The organism is Flagellimonas nanhaiensis (assembly GCF_003382275.1).
GTDB classification, from domain to species: Bacteria; Bacteroidota; Bacteroidia; order Flavobacteriales; family Flavobacteriaceae; genus Flagellimonas; species Flagellimonas nanhaiensis.
This window is the reverse complement of record NZ_QTJX01000002.1, coordinates 914,768-939,511: the sequence shown is the minus strand read 5'-3', so window position 1 is coordinate 939,511 and position 24,744 is coordinate 914,768. Positions and strand designations below refer to the sequence as shown.

Annotated in this window: 21 protein-coding genes; 11 read left to right on the top strand and 10 right to left on the bottom strand. The window is 40.6% G+C overall.

Annotated elements, in window-relative coordinates; translation table 11 throughout:
* Positions 1 to 86 precede the first annotated feature (86 nt).
* The gene (gene aspS, locus DX873_RS11790) at positions 87 to 1,835 is read left to right on the top strand and encodes an aspartate--tRNA ligase (protein ID WP_116184631.1); all 1,749 of its coding nucleotides are present in this window, start codon (positions 87 to 89) and stop codon (positions 1,833 to 1,835) included.
* 7 nt (positions 1,836 to 1,842) lie between these two features.
* Here the strand turns inward: aspS and DX873_RS11785 are convergent, their stop codons facing one another.
* Positions 1,843 to 5,256: a hypothetical protein gene (locus DX873_RS11785; protein WP_116184630.1), complete on the bottom strand. Its 3,414-nt coding sequence runs from the start codon at positions 5,254 to 5,256 to the stop codon at positions 1,843 to 1,845.
* A complete protein-coding gene (locus DX873_RS11780; RefSeq protein WP_116184629.1) occupies positions 5,253 to 5,999 on the bottom strand; it encodes a hypothetical protein in 747 nt (248 codons plus the stop codon). Before DX873_RS11780 ends, DX873_RS11785 begins: the two co-directional genes overlap by 4 nt.
* A 322-nt stretch (positions 6,000 to 6,321) precedes the next feature.
* On the opposite strand from DX873_RS11780, the gene DX873_RS11775 reads away from it, so the two are divergent.
* The 3 genes from DX873_RS11775 (at position 6,322) to DX873_RS11765 (ending at position 8,636) form a co-directional block, all read left to right on the top strand.
* Positions 6,322 to 8,103: a chloride channel protein gene (locus tag DX873_RS11775; RefSeq protein WP_116184628.1), complete on the top strand. Its 1,782-nt coding sequence runs from the start codon at positions 6,322 to 6,324 to the stop codon at positions 8,101 to 8,103.
* The gene (locus tag DX873_RS11770) at positions 8,100 to 8,363 is read left to right on the top strand and encodes a hypothetical protein (protein WP_116184627.1); all 264 of its coding nucleotides are present in this window, start codon (positions 8,100 to 8,102) and stop codon (positions 8,361 to 8,363) included. Before DX873_RS11775 ends, DX873_RS11770 begins: the two co-directional genes overlap by 4 nt.
* 81 nt (positions 8,364 to 8,444) lie before the next feature.
* Complete coding sequence (locus DX873_RS11765; RefSeq protein WP_116184626.1) at positions 8,445 to 8,636, top strand: cold-shock protein; 192 nt, start codon at positions 8,445 to 8,447, stop codon at positions 8,634 to 8,636.
* Between the two features lie 58 nt (positions 8,637 to 8,694).
* On the opposite strand, the gene DX873_RS11760 is transcribed toward DX873_RS11765, so the two are convergent.
* Positions 8,695 to 9,144 carry a nucleoside deaminase gene (locus tag DX873_RS11760; protein ID WP_116184889.1) on the bottom strand — a complete coding sequence of 150 codons (450 nt, stop codon included), beginning with the start codon at positions 9,142 to 9,144 and terminating at the stop codon, positions 8,695 to 8,697.
* Between the two features lie 79 nt (positions 9,145 to 9,223).
* Between DX873_RS11760 and DX873_RS11755 the strand changes: the two genes are divergently transcribed.
* Positions 9,224 to 10,996, top strand: a complete 1,773-nt coding sequence (locus DX873_RS11755; protein WP_116184625.1) for a 1-deoxy-D-xylulose-5-phosphate synthase — start codon at positions 9,224 to 9,226, stop codon at positions 10,994 to 10,996.
* Complete coding sequence (locus DX873_RS11750) at positions 10,993 to 12,051, top strand: DUF3078 domain-containing protein (RefSeq protein WP_116184624.1); 1,059 nt, start codon at positions 10,993 to 10,995, stop codon at positions 12,049 to 12,051. Before DX873_RS11755 ends, DX873_RS11750 begins: the two co-directional genes overlap by 4 nt.
* Before the next feature lie 2 nt (positions 12,052 to 12,053).
* Here DX873_RS11750 and dgt read toward each other — a convergent pair whose 3' ends face one another.
* The gene (dgt, locus tag DX873_RS11745; protein ID WP_116184623.1) at positions 12,054 to 13,412 is read right to left on the bottom strand and encodes a dGTP triphosphohydrolase; all 1,359 of its coding nucleotides are present in this window, start codon (positions 13,410 to 13,412) and stop codon (positions 12,054 to 12,056) included.
* A 149-nt stretch (positions 13,413 to 13,561) separates the two neighbouring features.
* On the opposite strand from dgt, the gene DX873_RS11740 reads away from it, so the two are divergent.
* From DX873_RS11740 to DX873_RS11730, 3 genes are read left to right on the top strand one after another with little or no spacing between them, the layout of a single operon-like run.
* The gene (locus tag DX873_RS11740) at positions 13,562 to 15,838 is read left to right on the top strand and encodes an inorganic phosphate transporter (protein WP_116184622.1); all 2,277 of its coding nucleotides are present in this window, start codon (positions 13,562 to 13,564) and stop codon (positions 15,836 to 15,838) included.
* A 29-nt stretch (positions 15,839 to 15,867) separates the two neighbouring features.
* The gene (locus DX873_RS11735) at positions 15,868 to 16,581 is read left to right on the top strand and encodes a DUF6503 family protein (RefSeq protein WP_116184621.1); all 714 of its coding nucleotides are present in this window, start codon (positions 15,868 to 15,870) and stop codon (positions 16,579 to 16,581) included.
* Positions 16,581 to 17,690, top strand: coding sequence for a glycoside hydrolase family 130 protein (locus tag DX873_RS11730; protein ID WP_116184620.1), 1,110 nt, complete (start codon positions 16,581 to 16,583; stop codon positions 17,688 to 17,690). The genes DX873_RS11735 and DX873_RS11730 overlap by 1 nt, the downstream gene beginning before the upstream one ends.
* 9 nt (positions 17,691 to 17,699) lie before the next feature.
* Here DX873_RS11730 and nadD read toward each other — a convergent pair whose 3' ends face one another.
* The 6 genes from nadD to DX873_RS11700 form a co-directional block, all read right to left on the bottom strand.
* Positions 17,700 to 18,284: a nicotinate (nicotinamide) nucleotide adenylyltransferase gene (gene nadD / locus DX873_RS11725; protein ID WP_116184619.1), complete on the bottom strand. Its 585-nt coding sequence runs from the start codon at positions 18,282 to 18,284 to the stop codon at positions 17,700 to 17,702.
* A gap of 4 nt (positions 18,285 to 18,288) precedes the next feature.
* On the bottom strand, positions 18,289 to 18,885 hold the full coding sequence (gene gmk, locus DX873_RS11720) for a guanylate kinase (protein WP_116184618.1): 597 nt from the start codon (positions 18,883 to 18,885) through the stop codon (positions 18,289 to 18,291).
* A complete protein-coding gene (locus DX873_RS11715) occupies positions 18,882 to 19,739 on the bottom strand; it encodes a YicC/YloC family endoribonuclease (RefSeq protein ID WP_116184617.1) in 858 nt (285 codons plus the stop codon). The genes gmk and DX873_RS11715 overlap by 4 nt, the downstream gene beginning before the upstream one ends.
* An 83-nt stretch (positions 19,740 to 19,822) precedes the next feature.
* Entirely contained in the window at positions 19,823 to 20,560 is a 738-nt protein-coding gene (locus tag DX873_RS11710) for a 3-keto-disaccharide hydrolase (protein ID WP_232520923.1), read from the bottom strand.
* Positions 20,561 to 20,579: 19 nt separating this feature from the next.
* Positions 20,580 to 21,335 carry a 3-keto-disaccharide hydrolase gene (locus tag DX873_RS11705; RefSeq protein ID WP_116184615.1) on the bottom strand — a complete coding sequence of 252 codons (756 nt, stop codon included), beginning with the start codon at positions 21,333 to 21,335 and terminating at the stop codon, positions 20,580 to 20,582.
* Complete coding sequence (locus tag DX873_RS11700) at positions 21,332 to 22,384, bottom strand: sugar phosphate isomerase/epimerase family protein (RefSeq protein WP_116184614.1); 1,053 nt, start codon at positions 22,382 to 22,384, stop codon at positions 21,332 to 21,334. Before DX873_RS11700 ends, DX873_RS11705 begins: the two co-directional genes overlap by 4 nt.
* Positions 22,385 to 22,525: 141 nt before the next feature.
* On the opposite strand from DX873_RS11700, the gene DX873_RS11695 reads away from it, so the two are divergent.
* On the top strand, positions 22,526 to 24,229 hold the full coding sequence (locus DX873_RS11695; protein WP_116184613.1) for a GMC oxidoreductase: 1,704 nt from the start codon (positions 22,526 to 22,528) through the stop codon (positions 24,227 to 24,229).
* A gap of 9 nt (positions 24,230 to 24,238) precedes the next feature.
* Entirely contained in the window at positions 24,239 to 24,703 is a 465-nt protein-coding gene (locus tag DX873_RS11690) for an ASCH domain-containing protein (RefSeq protein ID WP_116184612.1), read from the top strand.
* The last annotated feature ends 41 nt before the right edge of the window (positions 24,704 to 24,744 follow it).

The following is a 24,744-nucleotide window of genomic DNA, read 5'->3' as shown; positions in this document are numbered from 1 at the left end:
AAAAAATTGTAAATGCATATTAATTCTGTATAACTAGCAATAAATTTTACCATTCACCTTAAATTTGCCCCTTCAGAGCAAACATCATGTACAGAAGCAATACTTGTGGTGCATTAAGGGCATCGGACATAGGTTCAGAAGTAATTTTAAGTGGTTGGGTCCATAAGGTCAGGGACAAAGGTTTTGTGGTCTGGGTAGACCTTCGGGACCGCTACGGAATTACGCAATTGGTATTGGACCAAGATCGAACTTCCCAACCTCTTTTGGAAAAGGCCAGGGAGCTTGGCCGTGAAACCGTGGTTCAAATTAAGGGAGAGGTCATTGAAAGAGCCTCTAAAAACCCTAACATCCCTACTGGAGAAATTGAAGTATTGGTCAAGGAACTGAATGTTCTCAATGAATCTATCCTACCCCCGTTCACAATTGAGGATGATACAGATGGTGGAGAGGATATCCGAATGAAGTATCGCTATCTCGACATCCGAAGAAACCCAGTAAAGAATAGCCTCATTTTTAGGCACAGAGTGACCATGGAGGTAAGAAAATACCTTTCTGAACAAGGGTTTATTGAGGTGGAAACTCCGTATCTGATTAAATCCACTCCTGAAGGGGCCCGCGACTTTTTGGTTCCAAGCCGAATGAACGAAGGACAATTTTACGCCCTACCCCAATCCCCGCAGACCTTTAAACAGCTATTAATGGTTGGTGGAATGGACAAGTATTTTCAAATTGTCAAATGTTTCAGGGATGAAGATTTAAGAGCCGATCGGCAGCCAGAATTTACACAGATAGACTGCGAAATGGCTTTTGTGGAGCAAGAAGATATTCTAAATGCATTTGAAGGGCTTACCAAACATTTGCTGAAAGAAATCCACGGAGTGGAAACAGGTGATTTTCCTAGAATGACCTATGATGATGCTATGCGTTTATATGGAAATGACAAGCCTGATATCCGCTTTGGAATGCAATTTGGGGAATTGAACTCAGTGGCCCAACACAAGGACTTCAATGTCTTCAATTCTGCTGAATTGGTAGTTGGTATAGCTGTTCCTGGAGGTGCATCCTATACACGAAAAGAAATAGACAAACTTATTGATTGGGTGAAGCGGCCTCAGATTGGAGCAAAGGGCATGGTCTATGTCAAATGCAACGAAGATGGCTCTTATAAATCCTCTGTAGATAAATTCTATGATCAGGAAGATTTGGCAAAATGGGCAGAGGCTACCGGCGCCAAACCGGGTGACCTTATTTGTGTGCTCTCCGGAGACAAAAACGAAACACGGGCACAACTGAGTGCTCTTCGCATGGAATTGGCAGAACGATTGGGTCTGAGAAAATCAGATGAATTTGCTCCACTTTGGGTAATCGACTTCCCGCTATTGGAATTGGATGAAGAAACTGGAACCTACCATGCAATGCACCATCCCTTTACTTCGCCAAAACCAGGTCAATTGGAATTATTGGAAACCGAGCCTGGCAATGTAAAGGCCAACGCATACGATTTAGTGCTCAATGGAAATGAAATTGGTGGAGGCTCCATTAGAATACATGACAAAGATATTCAAGCAACCATGTTCAAGCATTTGGGCTTTACTCCAGAAGAGGCCAAAGCACAGTTTGGTTTCTTGATGGATGCTTTTCAATATGGAGCACCTCCCCATGGAGGCATAGCTTTTGGATTGGACAGGTTAGTAGCCATTCTAGGTGGTCAGGAAACCATTCGTGATTTTATAGCCTTCCCTAAAAACAACAGTGGCAGGGATGTGATGATCGATGCACCGGCAACCATAGACGAAGCTCAATTGGATGAGCTTGGGCTAAAATTGGTTAACTAAATTTTTTTTATTCCCGTTTGTTTGCCACTCTGAATGACATAGTATAACCAAGTTGAATCTCACCAAACCCATTGGTTTCCCAATCGGCATTGGTAGTATATCTATATCTAAAGAAAAACCTGTTATCCTTACGTCCGCTAGGTGAAAAATGGGCATTGATCTCAATTTGATGCAACCACTGAGGATTATCGGTCAAATCTTGACGAAATTTTTCCTCAGAGCTAACTGTGGAAAAATCGTCAGTAACGGTGTTGAATCGAATAGGACGTAGACTTAAATTTGCCCCATAACGTTCTTCCGGGCGAAGCCGGAAAATAAACTCAGGATAATAGCGCCATGTATTCACATCCAAAGTTGCCCGCACATTTGTGGAGTCTGACGTGATTTGAATAGGCTCTCCTCTGGTATCCAGAACCTTGGTGCGACCATATCTCCCACCAGCATTTAGTTCGAAACGGAATTTGCTATTAGGAAAATCAAAAGAAACCAAATTTAAATCCGCTCCTACCGAAATGTTTTCATACCGTAGCAGGCTCACAGTGGTAACAAAGGGTAGTCTCGATTCGGTTCCCCCTTCAAAGGCAGTTGCATAGGACAACGGCAAATTATCACTATCATCACCAGAATCCAATCTGGCCCACCTAAATTGAGGAATAATATAATTAAACCTTCCAAAATTGTATCCTTGACCCAAATAACGTTGCCAAAAATGGTCTGTCTTGCGTTTTGTGTACAACGGCACCAGCTTGCTAAACTCAACCTGTACCAATCCATTGGGATTATCTTGAAATCCAACAAAATCAGTGTAAAGACTAAAATCGAACAATTGCGAGCTAGTCTCCTTTCTGAGTTCTATACTATTGTTCTTATCCTCTGCCATATGTTCCTGACGCAAGGTGACCACATTATTTTTGGGACTGAAATCCAAACGATTATTGCCCAATTTCTGCACGTAATTGGGAAATATCTTTTCCAAACTCACTTCAAACTCACGGTGTTTGCCCCGATAAACCACTAATTTGTACTCTTTAAAATCATCATAGTCCTTGGAAGAGCTAAAACCATAAGGAAATTGATTTACAAACTTTAACTTTCGTCCAATATTGCTTTCCCAATCATTGTTGTTCTTCAGAATATCTTTTAGCCAATTTTCATTAAGATCCCTACTTTCCTCATCCACAGGTGCCACTTCTTTTACGGTTCCATACATTACAATATGTTCGGTAAAGCCTTCGTTAAAGTCCAGTTCCAAAAGTTCAGTCTCCAAATTCCATAAAGGCGCTTTTTTAATTTGTTTTTGAATATCAGCCTCTAGCTTGCTTATATCTTCTTTGATTTCTTTTTCGGTTTTTTCAATGGCATTCCTTTCTCTTTCAAAATATCTTCTTTGTGATTTGGATATTTTACTATATTCCGCTCTAAGGTCCGTTACATCCATCAACACTAAATTATCATATAGCGTTTTATCATAAATATCCGAATCGATTAGCCACTTATCTTTTCGAATCATTGTCAGCAACTCGTTTTGATATTCCTCAACTTTTTTGCGGAACTCTCCTTGAACTTTATCCTCACTTCCATCCATTTTTGTGTCAATAAGATTTTCATATCGTTCTACCTTGGTTTTTATCAAGCTGTCGCTATTCTGTTTTATGAATTCGAGTGTTGCGTTTCTATCATAAACTTTACTAAAAGTTATTTCTTCATCTTTAGCTGCTAGGTTTTCAAGTTCAGAAATGATTTCTTTTCGAAGCTCAATCCGTTCTTTATTGATATAGTAATTCACATCTTCGGATTCCAGTTCATTTTTAAAGCTTTTGGTATATTTATCTAATGCCTCAAAAAACAATTCTTTAGTATTCAGGTAATCCATGCCTACACGAAGACGTTTCAATGAATCTACCTTTTGCTCATAATTTGGTTTTATTTTAGCCAAATCATTAAAGACTTCTTTGTTTTTATGTTTTAAGAGTTCTTCGTAAACAAACTCTTTGCGCTTGTGTCTGTTATAGATCCTAAACTTATGGGTTATTGCTATAAACCGATCATAAAACTGTTTTGGATTATCTATGTATATGGACTTGTATTCCTTTCTATTATGCTTAAAAAAGTTTTGAATTTGAAAGTAATAACATTGTTTTAGGTCATCCTTCCTCAAAGCTTCAACCATCCTTTTCGTTTGGCGATTTAGTAAGGTATCCCTTATTTTCTGGAGATATTTTTTGGCTTCTGTTTTGTTTTTAGAAAAATAATTATCCCTTTCCTTCATTACATGGTATTCCTCTGCCTCAGAAAGAGAAAGGCTTATTCCTTTAGAATACTTTTCATTTTCGGGGTACCCTTTGATTTTATTTATAAAATCTTTCGCTTCATACCATTCAATTGTTTCCAAGTTTTTCCTTAGTTCCTCCACTTTTTCATTGATGGTTTTGGCTATGGAATCCTTTCTATACTCTATATTAGTCATAGATTCAAGAATATCATCAGTTAAGTTGCCCTCGCTAGATTTATATAGTGGGTTCACAGAATCCAAACAACACTTGATTCCTCGTTCATTTTTTTTTGATTCGTGTGATATCCATATGCTATATAGTCTTTTTATCAGCTTGTGGTAATTTCCCACCCTGTTTTGAAAATAGGTTTCATAACTCCTGCTGGTAAAATATTGTACCCCCTCAATCTTCTTGTTAAAGTACAAGGTGCCGGCAACGGGTTCGGTATCGTACTCAAACAATAACACAATTTGGTCATTAAAATAGCGGTAAATAGTACTAATTCTATCTTCTAGTCGAACCCGCATTGCATATAAATCAGTGACATTGTTATCTCCCGGTTTTCGCGACGCTTTCAGTGCTTTTTTTAAATCATCGTCTAAAAAATCCGTAATACGTTTTTTTAGTATGCCTTCAATTGCTTCAATAAAGTCAGCTTTTTGTGGTTCAAGGTTTTCATTTTTGAGTTTTTCTTTGATTTCTTCTAATGTAACTGACTTTTTCCCGAAGAACTTTGTTTTTAGTTCATCCGAAAAACTCTTGCTTATTGCTTCCAAAACTTCATCTTTTCTGTCATGTTTGGCTTCCGATGTGTTCTTTAACTCTTTTAAAAACTCGTAGAGAGTAAAATTCCTTGATTGGTATATCTCAATCCGTTCTAAAAATTGTAAGAAACTATCTTTAAAAGTTTTTTGGTTAAAGGGGGCCACCTTCATTTCATAAGGAAGTTTAATGCCATCTAAATCTTTTCCGTCAATATTGGTAGTAGGTTTTATTGTAAAAGAAACATTGTTCACTGTTTCAGCTTTGGCACTTATGGTCAACTTGGATCCCTCTGATAAAGGCACATCTTTGATTTCTTTCTGCGCATAACCAAAAAAGGAGAATGTAAATAACAGCCCAGACAAAATGAGTATTCTTGTTTTCATTGCTTGGTTTTTTTAAGGTTAAGAATGAGTTTTTTGGTGGTATTGTTCACGTCTAATGTTAGAACATGTGCTAGAGTGCTGTCTTCTGCCGTATACGCATAATCCGATGCATCCGCACTGACACTGCCAAGAGGGGAATCATTTTTTTTGACAGTACCGAAAAAAGTGCCATCCCCATCAAACGTCCCCAAAATATTGGTAATGGATGCATCTGCTTCAACACTCAACAACAGCAATTGGTGCTTATCATTGATACTGGCAGACACATTAAAAATCTCCTCTGGTTCAAAGCCTGCATCAACTTCTTTTTGCAGTTCACCTTTTCCTGTATAATGTCCAGAAATTGCAATAGAGGTGGATAGTTGACTAAGGTGTAAGTTTTTTTTGTTGATAAGTATTCTTCCCTCGGTATTGATTCGAATGGAATCTTGGGAATTGGTCTCGGCGACCCCTCTGGCTTCAAAATCCAAGTTGCTGAAAGCTTTAACACTATCCTTGAAAACAAGGATTTCATAATTAACCATCTGATTTGTTTTCTCTCCATCAATAATTCGTAAGTCTGTGGAAACATCAGAAATTTTGGGACTTCGTTGAAACCGCTGTGTAAATTCAAAGGTTCCCGTTCCAGGAAGAAAAATTGAAAATTCCTCCTCTTCTTCAGTTTCAAAAGGTCGTGAACCGATATCATTCGTACAATTGCAAAAGCAAAAAAGAATAATCAGCAAAAAAGTAATTCTCTTCATGTCTGTAGTTGTTTTGGTTGATGTTACTGTACACTTGTATTCTAATCACATAGAATATGGCGCGCAAGCAGGTTAATTTTGCAATCCAAAAATTTCAAATAAATGGGGGGGAATGCTCTCGAAATGAGAACGATATCAAAATACAAGAATATTTTGTAATACTATTAAAGAAAAACCTTAATAATTGTATGGGTTTTATTGAAAGAAAAATCTTTCATTTTAGTTTAAATTCAAGTTTTGGCACTTCTAATGTGAGATTATTTTAAAAGGCATCTTTTACTTACTATTTTTGAAAATTATTATTCTTCGCCCAGAATAAGATATGCCAGACACTAAGAAACTCCTTCGCAAATTTTTAAAATGGCGATACAAGAATATCTCCAACAAGACTTTTGTGCATATCATGAGCGTAGTGGTAGGTTTTTTGGCAGGTCTTGTAGCTGTTACCCTAAAGAACATGACCTATTTTATAGAGTCGGTGTTAAAAATGGGTGTCGTTTTTTCACAGAATCAGTTGTACTTTGTTTTACCCACTGTAGGCCTGGCCCTGGTATTTCTATACGTCAAATTTGTACATAAAGAGCCCATTCAACATGCTGTTTCTTCAATAATCTTTTCACTTTCAAAGAAAAAAGGGCTGCTAAGATTAAAAGATATTTATACTCCTTTGGTCGCTGCTCCTCTCACTGTTGGTTTTGGTGGTTCTGTAGGGCTATTGGGTCCCGCGGTAAAATCCGGATCTGCATTGAGCTCCAACCTTAGTAAATTGTTTCACATAGACGCTAAAACCCGTTCCCTACTGGTTGCCTGTGCATCTTCCGGAGCCATTGCCTCCATTTTCCAGTCCCCTATTGCCGCCATCATTTTTGCGGTAGAGGTCTTCACATTGGACCTTACCATGTTATCAGTGCTCCCTCTGCTTTTGGCATCAATCTCTGGTGTTCTTACTTCTTATTTCTTCTTAGGGAATGAAGCCTTGTTCAGTTTTTCATTGTCCGAAGGTTTTCAGCTAAAGGACACCGCTTTTTACATTCTTTTGGGATTGGGAACTGCTGTTGCCTCCATCTATTTTACAAAGATGTATTTTGCCATCTTCAACTTTTTTAAACGATTCAAGAGTCCCAAGTATAAATTGTTGGTAGGTGGTATGGCCATTGGAATTATGCTCTATGCTATTCCCCCACTCTATGGGGAAGGTTTTGGTTTTATCAATAACCTGCTGGATGGAGACCATTTAAAAGCCTTGGGGAAAACCCCATTTGATGATTTTGTAGACAACATTTGGGTTGTTATTGCTCTTTTGTTTGGAATTACAATTTTTAAGGCCATAGCCATGACCACAACCTTTGCCGCAGGTGGAGCTGGTGGAATTTTTATCCCCACCATGGTTATGGGAAGTGCGCTGGGCAACGTGCTTGCAAAAGTCATCAACAATTTGGGTTTGGGATTTTCAGTTTCGGAAAGCAACTTTACACTTATTGGTATGGCAGGACTTATTGCCGGTGTAATTCATGCCCCTTTGACGGCAATTTTCTTAATTGCAGAAATTACCGGGGGCTATCAGCTTTTTGTCCCCTTGATGATTACCGCTTCCATATCCTATTTAATGACCAAAAATGCGTTGGACTATACCATTTATACCAAAGAGTTGGCCAAAATCGGAGCACTTCTGACCCACGATAAGGATCATATGGTATTGGGTCTTATGGAAATGGACGCCGTGATTGAAAAGAACTTTAAGCCGGTACACCCAAAGATGTCCCTTGGAGAAATGTTGCATGAATCTGTTTCCAAATCCAAAAGAAATATTTTTCCAGTGTTGGATGACGAAGAAAAGCTAATGGGAATTATTGTTTTGGACGACATTAGGGACTTCATGTTCAATATTGAGCTCTATGATTCCATTTTTGTAGAAAATTTAATGCACGGAGCACCAGAACATATTTTCTATGAAACTGATAACATGAAACAGGTAATGCAAAAGTTTCAGGACAGTGGAGCTTGGAACCTCCCTGTAATAAAAGATGGAAAATATCTTGGGTTTATTTCAAAATCCAAGCTGTTGACCGCATATCGTAGAAAATTAATCACCAATACCCGATGAAAACCTGGTTAAAATATATTGTTGTCTTCGTAGTTCTCATTTCCTTTGGTTCTATCATATATGGTTTCTCCATAAAAGAAGAAGATTTGAGTACTGCCAACAAATACATCGGAATGGGAACCGTTGGTCTGTTTTTGATTGCCATGCCCCTCTTTTTGTTCAAAGAAAGTAAGGGCAAAGACATGAAAGATTATATGTTGACCAAAGAGAATATTAAGAAAATGCAGGCCAAGGAGCAGAAAAAATCCGAAAATCAATAATTTTCCAAAGATTTAAAGCCCTTTTTATCCAAGGGCACACAAAATAACCTACCTTCGCGTTTTAACATTTATTTTTTTTTAATGACTGGCACAGTAAAATTTTTTAATGAATCCAAAGGTTACGGATTCATTACCAACGACGAAACAGGAAAAGACATCTTTGTTCATGTTACTGCATTGAACGGAGTTGAATTAAACGAAGGTGACAAAGTAGAATACCAAGAAGAAGAAGGAAGAAAAGGAGTGGTTGCTGCACAAGTGCAAGTAATCTAACAACAATATTTTATTTTGATTATGAACAAGCCCTGGTACATCACCAGGGTTTTTTTGTTTAGTTCAGGTTTCTTTTTTGAATAAAAAAGCGCTTCAACAATTCTGATGCCTCGTACTCAAGAATGCCTCCAACTATCTCTGTTTTTGGATGAAGGTGCCCTCCCATAACATTAAACCCCCTTTCTAAATCTGGTGCGCCATAGACAATTCTGGAAATCTGGCTCCAGTACAATGCCCCCGCACACATTTGACACGGTTCCAAGGTTACATACAGCGTGCATCCATGGAGATACTTCCCTCCCAAAAAATTGGAGGCCGCGGTAATGGCCTGCATTTCTGCATGGGCGGTTACATCCATTAACCGTTCGGTAAGGTTATGCGCTCTGCCAATAATTCTATTGTCAACGGTAACCACAGCACCTACTGGGACTTCCCCACTTTCAAAGGCCAGTTCTGCCTCTTGTAGGGCTTTTTTCATGAAGTATGTATCGTCAAAGGGGTTTTCCACAATTTTAAAAAGGTTTGAGTCAGCTAAACTAAACATAAAATAATTTTGGCGATAATGGGTATTTTTGTCTTTTGATTTCTTGAAAAAACTTTTAACACATATCAACTCTCCCGCTGATCTTCAAAAGCTACCTTTGGAAAAGCTACCACAACTTGCACAAGATCTCCGGGAATTTATTATTGATATCGTTGCTGTCAAAGAAGGCCATCTAGGAGCCAGTTTGGGCGTAGTGGAACTTACTATTGCACTCCACTACGTATTTGATGTTCCAAACGACAAGCTCATTTGGGATGTGGGCCATCAAGCTTATGGCCATAAGATTTTGACAGGAAGGAAAGAAATCTTTGATACCAATAGACAGTTAGGAGGCATCAGTGGTTTTCCAAAACGAAGTGAAAGTGAATACGATGACTTTGGAACTGGGCATAGCTCTACCTCCATTTCTGCTATTTTGGGCATGGCTCTGGCTTCCAAGTTAAATGGAGAAAATAACAGACAACATATTGCGGTAGTTGGAGACGCTTCCATTGCCAGTGGAATGGCCTTTGAAGGATTGAACCACCTTGGGGTCACCGATGTAAATGCCCTAATTGTGCTCAATGACAATGCCATTGGAATAGATCCAAGTGTTGGCGCTCTGAAAAAATACCTCACCAATGTAAAATCTGGAACGGCCAAGGATGAAAACATCTTTGAATGCCTCAACCTTGATTATTCCGGTCCAATTGATGGGCATAACCTACCATTGTTGATACAGGAGTTAGAGCGATTAAAATCTGTTAAGGGTCCTAAACTGCTTCATATTATAACCACAAAAGGAAAAGGCTTAAAAAAAGCAGAAGAAAATCAAGTGGTCTATCATGCGCCTGGAAAATTTGACAAAGTAACAGGAGAGCGCATCAAAAAAACAGTAGAACCACTTCCTCCAAAATATCAAGATGTTTTTGGGCATACTTTGGTTGAGCTTGCAGAAAAAAACAAAAAAATTGTGGGCATCACTCCAGCCATGCCAACAGGCAGTTCTCTTAAGTTTATGATGGAAAAGATTCCAGAAAGAGCATTTGATGTGGGTATTGCGGAACAACACGCAGTAACTTTGGCCGCCGGAATGGCCACACAAGGATTGATTCCTTTCTGCAATATCTACTCAACTTTTTTACAACGGGCATATGATCAGGTCATTCATGATGTAGCTCTTCAAAAACTACCTGTCATTTTTTGTTTGGATAGAGCCGGTCTTGTGGGTCAAGATGGACCCACGCATCACGGAGTATTTGATTTGGCCTATCTGAGATGCATCCCCAACCTGACCATTTTTTCTCCCATGAACGAAATGGAACTTCGAAACATCATGTACACGGCTCAACTCGGACTTGATGGTCCAATTGCAATACGATACCCCAGAGGGCGAGGAGTACTGTTGGAGTGGGATAATAATTTTGAACCCATTGCAATAGGTACTGCACGTTGTCTTAAGGAAGGTTCAAAAATTGCGGTGTTGACCATAGGTCATATCGGAAATGTAGTCGCCAAAATGCTAACGGAAATAAACCAGCCAGAAAGCATAGGCCACTACGATATGCGTTTTGTAAAACCCTTGGATGAAAAAACACTTCTTAGAATCTATACTCAATACGACCATATTATTACAGTGGAAGATGGTTGTGCCATGGGCGGATTTGGATCAGCGATTCTAGAGTTTGCCAACAAAGAAAAACTGAACAAATCCGTTAAGATTTTTGGGGTTCCGGACAGGTTTGTTGAACATGGAACAATTCTAGAGACACATCGCATGGCTGGTATAGATTTTGAGGCAATAAAATCCTATATACAATCAACCTTAAACCAATGAGAAAACTATGTCTTTTAATCCTTTTTGTTTTTCTTTCTTTTTCTACCAATGCCCAAATAAACCGAATACAAGCTTTTGAGCCGGACAGCACTGAAACTGGTTTTCAAGTAGTCCGCATCAAAGATGTTAAACTAAAATACCTTACCCGAAGTGCAAAGCTAACGGACCCTAGGACTGTGCTGAACAGGGTAAAACCACTGAGCAGATGGTACAAGCGCTTTGTTCCCACCTCTTTCTGGGACAAAGTGAATGAGTTTGGACTCAATATCAATGAAGTCGCTTTTGTAAACTGGAACGCGGGTGGAGACAATTCGGTATCGGCCCTGGCAAGTGCCCGTTTTTCAAGAAATTACAAATTCCGGTATTTCAACTGGAACAATCAGGCTACGTTACGGTACGGACTCAATGCGCAAGAGGGAAGGAAATTGAGAAAAACGGATGACCAAATTAGATTGTCATCCACTATAAGTTTCCGAAAGGATACCATTACCAATTGGTACTATTCCGTAAAGATGAACTTCAATACGCAGTTCTCCAATGGTTTCAAATATCCGGATAGGGACACTCCCATCTCAAGGTTCATGTCTCCAGGATATCTTTTCGTAGGTATGGGTACGTCATACATTCCGGCCGAAAAGAAATTCAATCTATACATCTCCCCTGCCACTATGAAATCTACCTTTGTTTTGGATGATAGACTTTCCAATCAGGGTGCTTTCGGAGTTAATGAAGGAGAGCATCTTTTCCTGGAACTTGGATTTTTGGTCACCAATACATGGGAAAAAGAAATCCTGAAAAACGTGCTCATGAATCACAGGATCAATCTTTATACCGATTATCTACGGAGTTTTGGGAACATTGATGTGGATTGGGAGCTCAATTTCAATCTAAAGGTCAATCAATATATCAACGCCAATATAGGAACGCACCTCATTTTTGATGACGATATTAAGTTTGATGAGGTGGTGGCAGATAATGGAACCATAATAGACCCTGGCATCCCCAGAATACAGTTTAAGCAATTGTTGGGCGTGGGGTTCCTTTATACTTTCTAAACCTAAACCTGTCTCCCCATAACTTTGTTATGGATGCGTACGGCGGCACTGTCGGAAAGACTGGCGACAAAACAACACGTATTCAGTAAAATCTGGTACAGGGACAACTCTGTATTTCGATAATCTTCCGGTAGGCTTTTGATAAGTAGTCGGTCGTAATTGGTATCAATACCTTCACTCTGGTTCACCAAAGCCGTAGTGTATATATCGAGCAAGTCAGAGATTATTTTGTATCCTGCCAATTCCTTATCGATTACTTCATTGGACTGATAGATTTTTTCAACGCTTAATTTGATTACATCGGATATTTGGGCCTGATACTTGCCCTTGTCCAGCAATGCACAGTCAAAACTTCCATTTAATATTTCCTCTTCGTGCTGAACAAAAACATCCACGGCATCCGTAATCAATGCATTAATGGACAAAGCTCTTAAATAGCTTAATCTGTCACTGGAATTGGCTATGGCATTGTACTTTTTTACGTTGATTTTGTCTTTTACCAAGTTGATGAGATATTCCAACGCATATTCCTCGGGAACAAGCCCCAAATTAATACCGTCCTCAAAATCTATGATCGTATAGCAAATATCATCGGCCGCTTCCACCAAATAGGTCAAAGGGTGCCTGTAGAATCCTATACCAGGGTTATTTGGATTGGCCACCAGACCTATTTCCTCCACAACCTCTTTAAAAGAATCCTGTTCTGATTGAAAAAATCCAAATTTCTTGTCAGCAATATGAGGTGATGGTTTTTTGGGCAATGATGCTTTGGGGTACTTCATAAAGGCTCCCAAAGTAGCATAACTGAGTCTAAGTCCCCCGGGAACGCCTTCCTTAGACTCTGTAAGCAGTTTAAACCCATTGGCATTCCCTTCAAAATCAATTAAATCCTGATATTCTTCCTTAGAAAGTACTGACCGGTATTTCTTTCCGTTTCCTTGCTCAAAATAATTGCCGATAGCCTTTTCACCACTATGCCCAAACGGAGGGTTGCCAATGTCATGGGCAAGTGCCGCTGCAGCAACAATAGCCCCAAAATCATTAAAATGATATCCATGCACCTCAGCTAAATACGGATGTTTGGCCAAAATTTGCTGCCCTGCAATTCTTCCCAGACTTCGGCCCACAACAGACACCTCGAGACTATGGGTTAGTCGAGTGTGCACAAAATCCTTGGAAGACCCAACATTGATCGGCATGGGAATTACCTGGGTCTTGTCCTGAAGACTTCTGAATGCAGAGGAGAAAATAATACGGTCATAATCTACCTCAAAACCCAATCGGGTTTCTTGCTGTTCTTTGCGAAGTCTTTTATGAGTATCTCCAAATCGTTTTAAGGAAAGTAAACGTTCCCAGTCCATGGTCAGTCCTATTTGTGGCGAAGATATATCAAAAGATAGTTTTTGGCCCAGCACTGCAGAATTATTCCCTTTTAATGCGTATTATTTGGTAACATTTTATTAACCTTGGTGCAGAATTATAGTGGCATTTTTGTCATATTTCTTAATTGATGGGGGAGAATATCTACATTTTTATGGTTGTTGCCTTGGGAATTTTGGCAATAACAGATTTGGTCGTTGGTGTTAGTAATGATGCTGTTAACTTCTTGAACTCAGCCATAGGTTCCAAGGCCATATCCTTTAGGACCATTATGATCGTTGCAAGTGTTGGTATTGCTTTTGGTGCGCTGTCATCAAGCGGCATGATGGAGGTAGCAAGAAAAGGAATCTTTAACCCTGGTGAATTCGTTTTCGAAGAAATCATGTTCATTTTTATGGCCGTGATGATTACGGATATCCTGCTGTTGGATTTCTTCAACACCCTAGGAATGCCCACATCAACCACCGTATCCATTGTATTTGAATTACTGGGTGCTTCGGTAGCCATTTCATTGGTTAAAATAGTTAAGATTGACGGTGGGTTTTCCGACTTGGGAACCTATATCAACACAGATAAGGCCGCAGAAATTATCTTCGGAATTCTTTTATCTGTTTTTATAGCATTTACTATTGGTGCGATTGTTCAGTTTATATCCAGATTGCTGATATCTTTTGATTACAAGGACAAATCAAAATGGGTGGAATCCGTTTTTGGGGGACTGGCCATTACAGCCATTGTCTATTTCATCTTGGTAAAAGGTCTAAAAAGTGCTGCCATTTTTAATGGCGGGCTGTCTGATTTTGTTTCTTCGCAACCAGAACTCTTTATTTTATTGAACTGTGTTGTATGGACCCTGATTTCCTATGCGTTTGCAACTTTCCTCAAGTTTAACGTATACCGTTTGGTCATTGGTTTCGGAACTTTTGCTTTGGCCATGGCGTTTGCCGGTAATGATTTGGTGAATTTTATTGGTGTGCCTATTGCTGCGCTTCAATCTTTTCAAGATTGGCAGGCTTCGGGGATAGCTCCGGCAGAATTCAACATGAGCGGTCTTTCTGCAGCGGTAAGAACCCCTACATTGCTTCTTCTGTTTTCAGGCATAATCATGGTAGTAACCCTTTGGTTTTCTTCAAAAGCCAAAAGTGTGGTAAAGACAAGCGTAGATTTGGCAAGGCAAGATGAAGGAGAGGAGCGTTTTCAACCCAACTATCTATCCAGACAAATTGTTAAGTTCAGCATTGCAGCTTTTGAAAACCTATCCAAAGTTATCCCTGCTTCACTTCAAAGTAAGGTGGACAAGCGATTTGTGGTACCCTATGTGTATGTTCCCAAGAGCAAGGTTCAGGATATGCCTGCTTTTGATATGGTAAGGGCCTCTGTAAACCTTATGGTGGCAAGTGTACTTATTTCAATTGCCACTTCAATGAAGCTGCCTTTATCCACCACCTATGTTACCTTTATGGTAGCCATGGGTACTTCCCTGGCAGATAGGGCATGGGGCGCAGAGAGCGCTGTTTATAGAGTTGCAGGTGTATTGAATGTAATCGGAGGATGGTTCTTTACCGCCTTAAGCGCTTTTGCAGCAGCTGCCGTAATCGCATACCTGTTGCATATTGGCAAAGCTGTTTCCTTAGTCCTGCTATTGGTCATTGCCGCCACTATTCTGTTGCGCAACTACATTTCCCACAATAAGAAAACCAAGGTAATAAAGGCCGAAGATAGCCTAAGAAAAGCCGAAAGCAGCTCGATACAAGGTGTTATTGAGGAAAGTGCCGACAACATCGGCAACATGATTAAAAGAAGCAACAGGATCTACACCAATTCTGTAAATGGTCTGGCCAGACATGATATTGAAACCTTGAGAAAGAACAGGAAAGGAATCAATAAAATGTCCAAAGAGATTGATGACTTAAAAAACAACATCTTTTATTTCATAAAGAATTTGGATGAGTCCAGTGTGGGAGGTGCCAGTAACTTCTACATTACCTTGCTTGGGCATTTGCAGGATCTTTCCCAATCCCTTGAATACATCGGCACATTGGGCTACAAACATGTACACAACAACCATAAAAAGCTCAAATACACCCAGATAAAGGAACTTAAAGAGCTTGATGTGGCCATGGAGGAACTTTTTGAAGGGACACAAGAGATTTTTCAAGCCAGGACTTTCGAAAAAATCGGGTCGATTCTCGGGCAAAAAGATGAGCTTTTTGATTTGGTTTCTGACAAAATCGAAAAACAGGTGGCCAGAACCCGAACAGAGGAATCCAGCCCCAAAAACACCACCCTGTACTTTTCCTTTTTGACCGAAAGCAAAGATTTGGTAAAGTCTACCATGAAGCTCCTTGAGCTATATTACACGGAACATGATAGTACCGTGGAGCCTGCAAGAATAGATAAGCAATAAGAACTCATAGTTTTGTTTATTTTTGCTGCATGCGTTATTTCATTCTACTAGCAGCATTTTGTTGTTGCACCGTATCTCAAGCACAGAACCTTACTGGTAAAGAACTTTTAGAAAAGGCCATTGCCTTTCATGACCCAGACGGTAAATGGAAATCCTTTGAAGGCAATTTCCAGGTCCTTATGGAAACACCCAATTCTAGCGATAGATTGAGTACCATAACCATGGACAATCCCAATCAGCAGTTCAACCTTCAGGTTGAAAAAGACGGAGCGTCCTATGCCTATACCTTTGACAAACAGTCGTGCAAAACTACCCTTAATGGATCCACGGACATATCGGAAGCGGACAGGAAAACCTACAGATTGACCTGTGAGCGGGGAACCATGATGCGTAATTACTATACCTACCTCTATGGGTTACCTATGAAGTTAAACGACCCTGGAACCAAGTTGGACCCGAAAGTTCAGACCAAAACTTTTAAGGGAAAGGAATATTTGGTGCTTAAGGTTGATTACGAAGAAAGCGTCGGCAAAGATGTCTGGTATTTTTATTTTGACCCGAATTCCTATGCTATGGAAATTTATCAATTCTATCATGATGAAAGCAAAAACGATGGCGAATATATCCTGTTGAAAGGATTGGAAGAGATTAACGGTATTAAGATGCCCAAGACACGGGCCTGGTATGTAAATAGTGATGATAGGCACTTAGGAACTGATATTCTTCAAAAAACAACCAAATAATGACACGTTTATACCTACTTTTCTATGTGGGGCTGATTTCAGTCGCCACTATCTATTCCCAAGAAAAAGAGAAATCCTGGATGATGGGGCCTTTTGAACGTCCATCGAATGCCCAACCCATTCTTCAAAAGGATTCAAAATCATCATTTAAAGACCCGATTACAGGTGAGACTGCACATTGGGAGTCCATGGCTACCTTTAATCCAGCTGCCATAGTAAAGGATGGCACTATCCATGTTCTTTATCGGGCAGAAGAAAAGTTAGGTGACAAAGAAATTGGCGGACATCGGTCAAGAATTGGATTGGCTGTTTCCAAAGATGGCGCTTCATACTCCAAAAGAACTACCCCAGTCTTTTACCCGGGTCCAGACAACCAAAAAGGCAATGAATGGCCTGGAGGTACCGAAGACCCCAGGATTGTTGAAACTTCTGAAGGACTTTACGTCCTAACCTATACCCAATGGAACAGAGAGGTCCCAAGATTGGCGGTGGCAACTTCCAAAGATCTTGTTCATTGGGAAAAGCATGGCCCTGTTTTTCAAAAGCACAAAAATGGGCAATACCTAAATCGAGAGACAAAGTCAGGTGCCATCGTAACCGAACTCAAGAATGGAAAGTTGGTAGCTGCCAAAATCAATGGAAAATATTGGATGTACTATGGCGTGCCCCACATTTGGTTGGCCAGCTCTGACAATCTAATAGATTGGGAACCCGTGGAAACCTATGAAGGGAGTTTAGCTCCGGTATTAAGCCCAAGACCGGGTTATTTTGATTCTTGGTTGGTAGAGGCCGGACCACCACCACTGCTTACCGAAGATGGTATTGTAGTCCTTTACAATGCGGGAAATTCTAAAAACATTGGAGTAAAAGAGCTGGGAAATCGTATTTATACTGGCGGACAAGCTCTTTATGATTCCAAGGAGCCCTGGAAATTATTGGACCGTACCGAGAACCCTTTCATAAAACCGGAACTGCCATTTGAAAAATCTGGGCAGTACAAAGACGGAACCACTTTCTTGGAAGGTTTGGTGTTGTTCAACGGAACTTGGTATTTGTACTATGGAACAGCGGACAGTATGGTTGGGGTTGTAACCGCCCAACAAGATTAATCCAATTTCTTATCGGTAGAAATTCATTTCATCCATGTACTTCCAAACGGATTCAGGAAGAAGTGGCCTGATATTTTGTCCAGCATTATGGGCTTTTCGAATAAATGTGGACGAGACTTCCATAATCGGAGCATCAATTTTGGTGATTTTAGGATGGTCTTTAAAGCTGTGTTCCACTTTTCCGCTTGAAATTCTGGGGTACACATAAATAGAGTAATTTTCTAAAATGGTCTCATAGTTTTTCCATTTATGGAACCCTTTTAAATTGTCCTCTCCCATAATAAGACAAAATTGGTAATCTTCCCCATACTGTTCTTCTAAATGAACCAGTGTGTTAATGGTATAATTGGGTTGGCGAAGATCAAATTCTATTTTACTGGGCTTAAGTTTGGGATACTCCTTTACGGCCTCATAAACCATTTGATGACGATGATGGTTATCCAACAAAGACTGCTTGGTTTTAAAAGGACTTTGCGGTGTAATAACAAACCAGACTTCATCTAGGTCTGAAAACTCGGCCATATGGTTTGCTATGGCCAAATGGCCAATGTGTATGGGATTGAATGTGCCAAAGAACAGACCTACTTTTTTCATTTTTCTATTCCTCTTCTGAACTCATTTCTGCCCCAACATAATCGGCTACCAACCTATGGGCTTCCTCAAGGGCAATATTTAGGTCGTAGTTCTTGATTACCTTGTCAAATTGCGGAGCCGTAGCTAGTTCAACTGATGCCTTGGCTACTCTCATGTTGATCTTGTCCTCGCTCTCCGTACTGCGCTTCTTAAGTCGAATTTTGAGCTCATCCACACTTGGGGGCTTCACAAATACGGCTAAAGTTTCATCAGGGAACTTCTTTTTTATTCGAAGTCCGCCTACCACGTCAATATCAAAAATCACATTTTTGCCCTCTGCCCAAAGTCGCTCTACTTCGCTTTTCAAGGTGCCGTAGAAATTGTCCCGATACACCTCTTCCCATTCCAAAAAATCATCATTTTTAATATGTTGCTTAAATTCTGAAATGGATATGAAATAGTAGTTCACTCCATCCTTCTCTTCCCCTCTGGGAGGTCTGGACGTAGCGGAGACCGAAAAGGCCAGATTAAGTTCAGGTTGATTCAAAAGGTGTCTAACAATGGTAGTTTTTCCACTGCCCGAAGGAGCAGAAAAAATAATTAGTTTTCCTCCCTTCGTCATAGCACGTTCAACATTTGTTCTTTGATCTTCTCCAATTCGTCCTTCATCTGCACTACCAGTTGTTGCATTGGGGCATAATTGGCCTTGGAACCAATAGTGTTGATCTCCCTACCAATTTCCTGAGCAATGAATCCGAGTTTTTTTCCGTTGGAATCCTTTGAATGCAATGTGGTCTCAAAATAGTTCAAGTGGTTGGTCAATCTTACCTTTTCTTCGGTGATGTCATACTTTTCCAGATAGTAGATTAGCTCCTGTTCAAACCTATTGGCATCAACTTCTACCTCGAGTTCAGATACGGCACGCTCCAACCTTTCCCTAATGGTTCCCAATCGTTCTGGATCTAGGGCATCCACTTTTTTCAACAAATCGTTCAACGTCTTTAGGCGATCTACAAAGTCTTTTTCCAACACCTTGCCCTCTTCACTTCTAAAAGATCCTATTTCCAATAGGGCCTTTTTTACAGCATCCTTTATGGCTTTGTATTCGGCCTCATCAATATCGTCCTTGTCCGTCTTTAAGGTATCCGGCATCCGGAGTGCAATTTCCATTAACTTTAGGTCATCTCCTTTCGCGATATTGGAAAGTTGGTTCATGTACTTTCTGACTACTCCCTCATTGACCTCTGCGGTGGTGTCTTCTCCAGTAATCTCAACATAAAGTCCCAAGTCCACCTTGCCACGAACCAAGGAATCAGCAATCATTTTGCGTATCTCCAGTTCTTTTTCTCGATAGGCCTGGGGGATTCTGGCATTGATATCCAGATTTTTACTGTTGAGCGATTTAAGTTCCACGGTAATTTTTTTGGAAGGCAGTTGTACCACATGCTTTCCGAAGCCTGTCATGGATTGAATCATACAGAATGGTTAAATTTTGGCAAAGGTAACCAAAATAGCCATTGGCCCTTTGCTGCTGAGATTAGGTTTTCGAAGCAGTTCTTTTAATCGAGTTCCCGTAGCCAGATGTTTCTATAGCTCACCCTGCTATTGTCCCTATGGTCTTGAAGCCTAAGGGGTCCTTTCCCATGTGGCGGGTTCTTGGGCCATCCAATGTACGGTGTAGTTCCCTTGATTTCAACATTATCCTGAATCAACACTCCATTCTGGATAACTGTAAGGGTACCTGACTTTACTTTTTGGCCTTTTTCAAACTCTGGAGCATGATAGATGATATCGTAAGAATTCCATTCACCTGAAGGCACCGAGGCCATGGCCAGTGGTACATGCTGTTTGTAAATAGACCCCACCTGACCATTCACATAAGTGGAATTATCATTGTTGTCCAATACCTGTATTTCGTACAGGCCTGACAGAAAAACACCGCTGTTTGCCCTGCTTTGCCCTTCCCCATTTACTTCAGCGGGTGACCTCCACTCAATGTGGAGCTGCACACTCCCAAAATTCTGTTTGGTCTGGATATCCCCTGTTTTATCCTTAACGGTCATACTACCATCCCTGTTGAGGTGCCATTTGGCTACAGTGCTGTCCACTGCGCTGATCCATTGGTCTAGATTGCTTCCATCAAAAAGGACAATGGCATCGCTTGGAGCCGACCCGTTCTTTCCTGGAATCACTTTTGGAGGAACAGGCTCATAGATCTCCGTTGCTTCTGGCACTGTAGGTTCCTTTTCCTGGCCAAATGTTATGGCCCCAACAAAGGCGCATAGTGCTAAAACAATGTTCTTTTTTTTCAATGGATTAAAGTTCTTTTATTTTAATATTTCTGTACGACACAATATCGCCATGGTCTTGTAGTCCAATTTTTCCTGTGGTGTAGGCTCCAAAACCTTCCCAATCCGCAAATTTGGAATTGGCCACCATAGCATCCCAATCCGGACCATGAACTGGAAATTCAACAATCTTTTTACCATTGAGAATCACATGGCCTGAATTGGTCTCATGGTTGACCATTAATTCAACCTGATTCCATTCTCCCGCTGCTTTTACAACTTTCTCCGAAGGAGCAATCATATCATATAATGCTCCAGCCTGATGCGTGGTACCATTTTTGGCATCGGGATGTGCCTCATCATCCAATACCTGGATTTCTGGTCCTGTCAAGTAGGGTTGTCCAAATTTTTCGTCTTCCGCAACGCCCCAGAAAATACCGCTGTTGCCCCCTTCTGAGATTTTCCATTCCAAGGAAAGTACAAAATTTGTGTATTCCTTGTCCGTCACAATATTATAACTTACACCTTCTTGTCTTTCCGCCGGCGGATAAAAGGTCATGGCGCCATCCTCTAACTTCCAAGGTTCTTCGATATCCCCGCCATTGTAGAAATGCCAACTATCAAATGAAGATCCATCAAACAAAACAGACCATTCCTCATTGGATGCTTTTGGAGTTTCCATTTCAGTTCCAGAAAGTGGATCGGAATCCACTTCTTGATTTTTATTTTTTTCCTTACAGCCCATAATGAATATTACTAGAAGTATTCCAATTACTTTATTCATAGTCCAAGTATTTTTTTAAGGTTTTCTTTGTCTATTTCGGCACCTGCAAAATCGTCAAAGGTCTTTGTGGTTGCCTCTATGATGTGATCTTGTATAAACTTGGCACCCTCACGGGCTCCCTGCTCCGGACTTTTAATGCAGCACTCCCACTCCATTACTGCCCAGACATCGCATCCATATTGGGTAAGTTTGGAAAAAATGGTCTTAAAATCAATTTGTCCATCACCCAAAGATCTATAGCGACCTGCTCTATCTCCCCAATCATTATATCCTCCAAAAGCTCCTTTTTTTCCCGTTGGATTAAATTCGGAATCCTTCACATGGAAAGATTTGATGAATTCATGATAGTGATCTATATATGTGATATAGTCCAATTGCTGAAGCACAAAATGGCTGGGATCATACAGAATGTTTACTCTTTTATGGTTCCCGGTAGCTTCAAGAAACCGTTCAAAGGTATCTCCGTCATGCAAATCCTCTCCCGGATGAATTTCATAGCACACATCCACGCCTTCTTCATCAAAATGGTTCAAAATTGGCATCCATCTTTTGGCCAGTTCTTCAAATCCCATTTCAACCAATCCTGCTGGTCTTTGAGGCCAAGGGTGCCAAGTATGCCAGAGTAAAGCACCGGAAAATGTAGCATGCGCTTTTATGCCCAGTCTTCGACTCGCTGTTGCGGCCTTCTTTACAGTTTCAATGGCCCATTGGGTGCGCTCTTTAGGTTTCCCTTTAAGGGAATCAGGAGCAAAGTTGTCGAACATGATATCATAGGCGGGGTGCACGGCTACCAATTGGCCCTGTAAATGGGTGGACAGCTCAGTAATTTCCAGCCCATAGGAATTTATTTTTCCCTTGAGCTCATCACAATAGTCTTGACTCTCGGCAGCTTTGTCCAAATCTATCAGAAACTTCTCCCATGTAGGAATTTGTATTCCCTTGTATCCCAGATCTGAAGCCCACTTACATAATCCATCCAAAGAATTGAACGGAGGTTGGCTGTCCACAAATTGTGCTAAAAATACAGCCGGTCCCTTTATTGTTTTCATCGAAATTGTTTTTTTAGAGTACGTAAATCCTTAAAACATTAGGATTTATCTTCTATATTTAAGAAAAAAACTATGATATTTTCACGATTCTCGTAGAATGACATAAATATAGGTATAACGGACAATTAAAACAGCTTAAAAGTGAACGAAAATATTGTTTATGACGCCATTGTTGTAGGTACTGGAATAAGTGGTGGATGGGCAGCCAAAGAGCTTTGTGAAAACGGGCTCAAAACTCTTGTTCTGGAGCGTGGCCCCATGGTGGAACACATTGTGGATTATAAGACCATGAACTGGGACCCTTGGGACATGCCCTACAAAGGAGAACTGTCCAGGGAGGACAAGGAAAAATATCCAAAACAGGGTCGATTAGGTTGGGCTCCCAAAGACGATGTTAAGCACTTTTTTGTAAATGACCTAGAGCATCCATATCAAGAAACCAAACGCTTTGATTGGATCAGGGGATACCATGTTGGCGGGCGTTCCATTACCTGGGGAAAACAAAGTTATCGTTGGAGTGATATTGACTTTGAAGCCAACAAGAAAGATGGTCATGGAGTGGATTGGCCGGTACGCTATAAGGACATCTCCCCTTGGTATGACAAAGTGGAAACCTTTATTGGAGTAAGTGGTCAAAATTTGGGGCTTGAACAGCTGCCAGATGGAAAGTTTCAGCCTCCGATGGAACTCAATTGTGTTGAAAAGGAATTTCAAGAGTCACTGGGGAATAACTTTGATGATGGTAGATTGCTCACCATAGGAAGAGCTGCACATATCACGGAAAAAACCACAAGATTTGAAGGCAGGGGTACTTGTCAATACCGAAATAGATGTTGGCGCGGATGCCCCTTTGGCGGGTATTTTAGCAGTAATTCGTCCACGCTTCCAGCTGCCGAGCGTACCGGAAACATGACCTTGCGCCCCAACTCCATTGTACATGAAGTCATCTATGATGAAAACTTGAAAAAAGCCACAGGCGTTAGAGTAATTGATGCTATCACCCATAAAAAACATGAGTTCAAGGGTAAAATAGTGTTCTTGTGTGCCTCGGCCATGGCCTCGGTCGGAATATTATTGCAGTCGAAATCCAAGTCCTTCCCCAATGGCATGGGAAACAACCATGATCAGGTAGGTAGAAATATTATGGATCATCACTACCAAGTTGGTGCTTCAGCCAAAGTTGATGGCTATTTGGATAAATATTATAAAGGGAGAAGACCTAATGGATTCTATATTCCGCGTTTTGTGAATCTTGGTGCAAACACCGAGAGAGAAAGCTTTATACGTGGCTTTGGATACCAAGGTGGAGCTAGTAGAGGTAATTGGTCAGAAATGGTAGCCGAAGTGGGTTATGGCGAAGCGTTGAAAGAAGTGCTTGCCAAACCAGGTGGCTGGGAAATTGGAATGTCCGGCTTTGGCGAAATATTACCCTATCATGACAATCGCGTAACCTTGAGCAATGATAAAAAGGATAAATGGGGACTCCCTCAACTGGACTTTGATGTAGAATTCAAAGAAAATGAACTGAACATGAGGGAATCTATTAAAAAAGAGGCCAAAGCAATGCTAGAAGCAGCTGGTTTTAGAGATGTTCAAGAATATGACAATGATACAGGTCCCGGTCTCGGTATTCACGAAATGGGAGGAGCCAGAATGGGGCATAGTTCCAAAACTTCGGTGGTCAATAGAAACAATCAGGTTCATGATGTTCCCAATGTGTATGTTACCGATGGAGCTTTTATGACCTCTGCCAGTTGTGTTAATCCTTCATTGACCTATATGGCATTCACCGCGAGAGCGGCCAACCATGCAGCCCAACAATTTAAACAACATAAATTTTCTTAAACTCTACTTATGGAAAACGCTTCTGCCCGAAATCTGTGGGGGGACTTTTTAGACAAACATTTGGAATTTGCTTCTGAGGACGCCCCAAAAGTCATTCATTTTTGTGATAATGAAAAGGATGCAAATACTTGTTTAGACTTAGTTTGTAAAGACGTTAAAAGAGCTACTTCACATTCTCTTTTGGGATTGCAATTGAGACATGAAGACCTTCCGAAAATAGGTGATTTTGCCGTGGTTACCGATTGGAGCGGTAAGGCAAAATGTGTTATCCGCACTACAGCAGTGCGATTGGTACCTTATTTTGCCATCCGAGAGGAACATGCCCGTTTGGAAGGCGAAGGTGATAAAAGCCTGGAACATTGGAAAAAAACCCATTGGGATTACTATAACCGCGAATTAGAGGAATTTGGAAAAACTCCGAGAGAAAGTATGATCGTAGTTTTTGAGGAGTTTGAAAAACTTTTTCAAAAATAATGGCCGCTTAAAGCGGCCATCTGCTAATATCAATTAAAATA

Coding starts and splice junctions, on each gene's coding strand:
- aspS (WP_116184631.1), top strand. CDS start 87: ATGTACAGAAGCAATACTTGTGGTGCATTAAGGGCATCGGACATAGGT.
- DX873_RS11785 (WP_116184630.1), bottom strand. CDS start 5,256: ATGAAAACAAGAATACTCATTTTGTCTGGGCTGTTATTTACATTCTCC.
- DX873_RS11780 (WP_116184629.1), bottom strand. CDS start 5,999: ATGAAGAGAATTACTTTTTTGCTGATTATTCTTTTTTGCTTTTGCAAT.
- DX873_RS11775 (WP_116184628.1), top strand. CDS start 6,322: ATGCCAGACACTAAGAAACTCCTTCGCAAATTTTTAAAATGGCGATAC.
- DX873_RS11770 (WP_116184627.1), top strand. CDS start 8,100: ATGAAAACCTGGTTAAAATATATTGTTGTCTTCGTAGTTCTCATTTCC.
- DX873_RS11765 (WP_116184626.1), top strand. CDS start 8,445: ATGACTGGCACAGTAAAATTTTTTAATGAATCCAAAGGTTACGGATTC.
- DX873_RS11750 (WP_116184624.1), top strand. CDS start 10,993: ATGAGAAAACTATGTCTTTTAATCCTTTTTGTTTTTCTTTCTTTTTCT.
- dgt (WP_116184623.1), bottom strand. CDS start 13,412: ATGGACTGGGAACGTTTACTTTCCTTAAAACGATTTGGAGATACTCAT.
- DX873_RS11740 (WP_116184622.1), top strand. CDS start 13,562: ATGGGGGAGAATATCTACATTTTTATGGTTGTTGCCTTGGGAATTTTG.
- DX873_RS11735 (WP_116184621.1), top strand. CDS start 15,868: ATGCGTTATTTCATTCTACTAGCAGCATTTTGTTGTTGCACCGTATCT.
- DX873_RS11730 (WP_116184620.1), top strand. CDS start 16,581: ATGACACGTTTATACCTACTTTTCTATGTGGGGCTGATTTCAGTCGCC.
- nadD (WP_116184619.1), bottom strand. CDS start 18,284: ATGAAAAAAGTAGGTCTGTTCTTTGGCACATTCAATCCCATACACATT.
- gmk (WP_116184618.1), bottom strand. CDS start 18,885: ATGACGAAGGGAGGAAAACTAATTATTTTTTCTGCTCCTTCGGGCAGT.
- DX873_RS11715 (WP_116184617.1), bottom strand. CDS start 19,739: ATGATTCAATCCATGACAGGCTTCGGAAAGCATGTGGTACAACTGCCT.
- DX873_RS11705 (WP_116184615.1), bottom strand. CDS start 21,335: ATGAATAAAGTAATTGGAATACTTCTAGTAATATTCATTATGGGCTGT.
- DX873_RS11700 (WP_116184614.1), bottom strand. CDS start 22,384: ATGAAAACAATAAAGGGACCGGCTGTATTTTTAGCACAATTTGTGGAC.
- DX873_RS11690 (WP_116184612.1), top strand. CDS start 24,239: ATGGAAAACGCTTCTGCCCGAAATCTGTGGGGGGACTTTTTAGACAAA.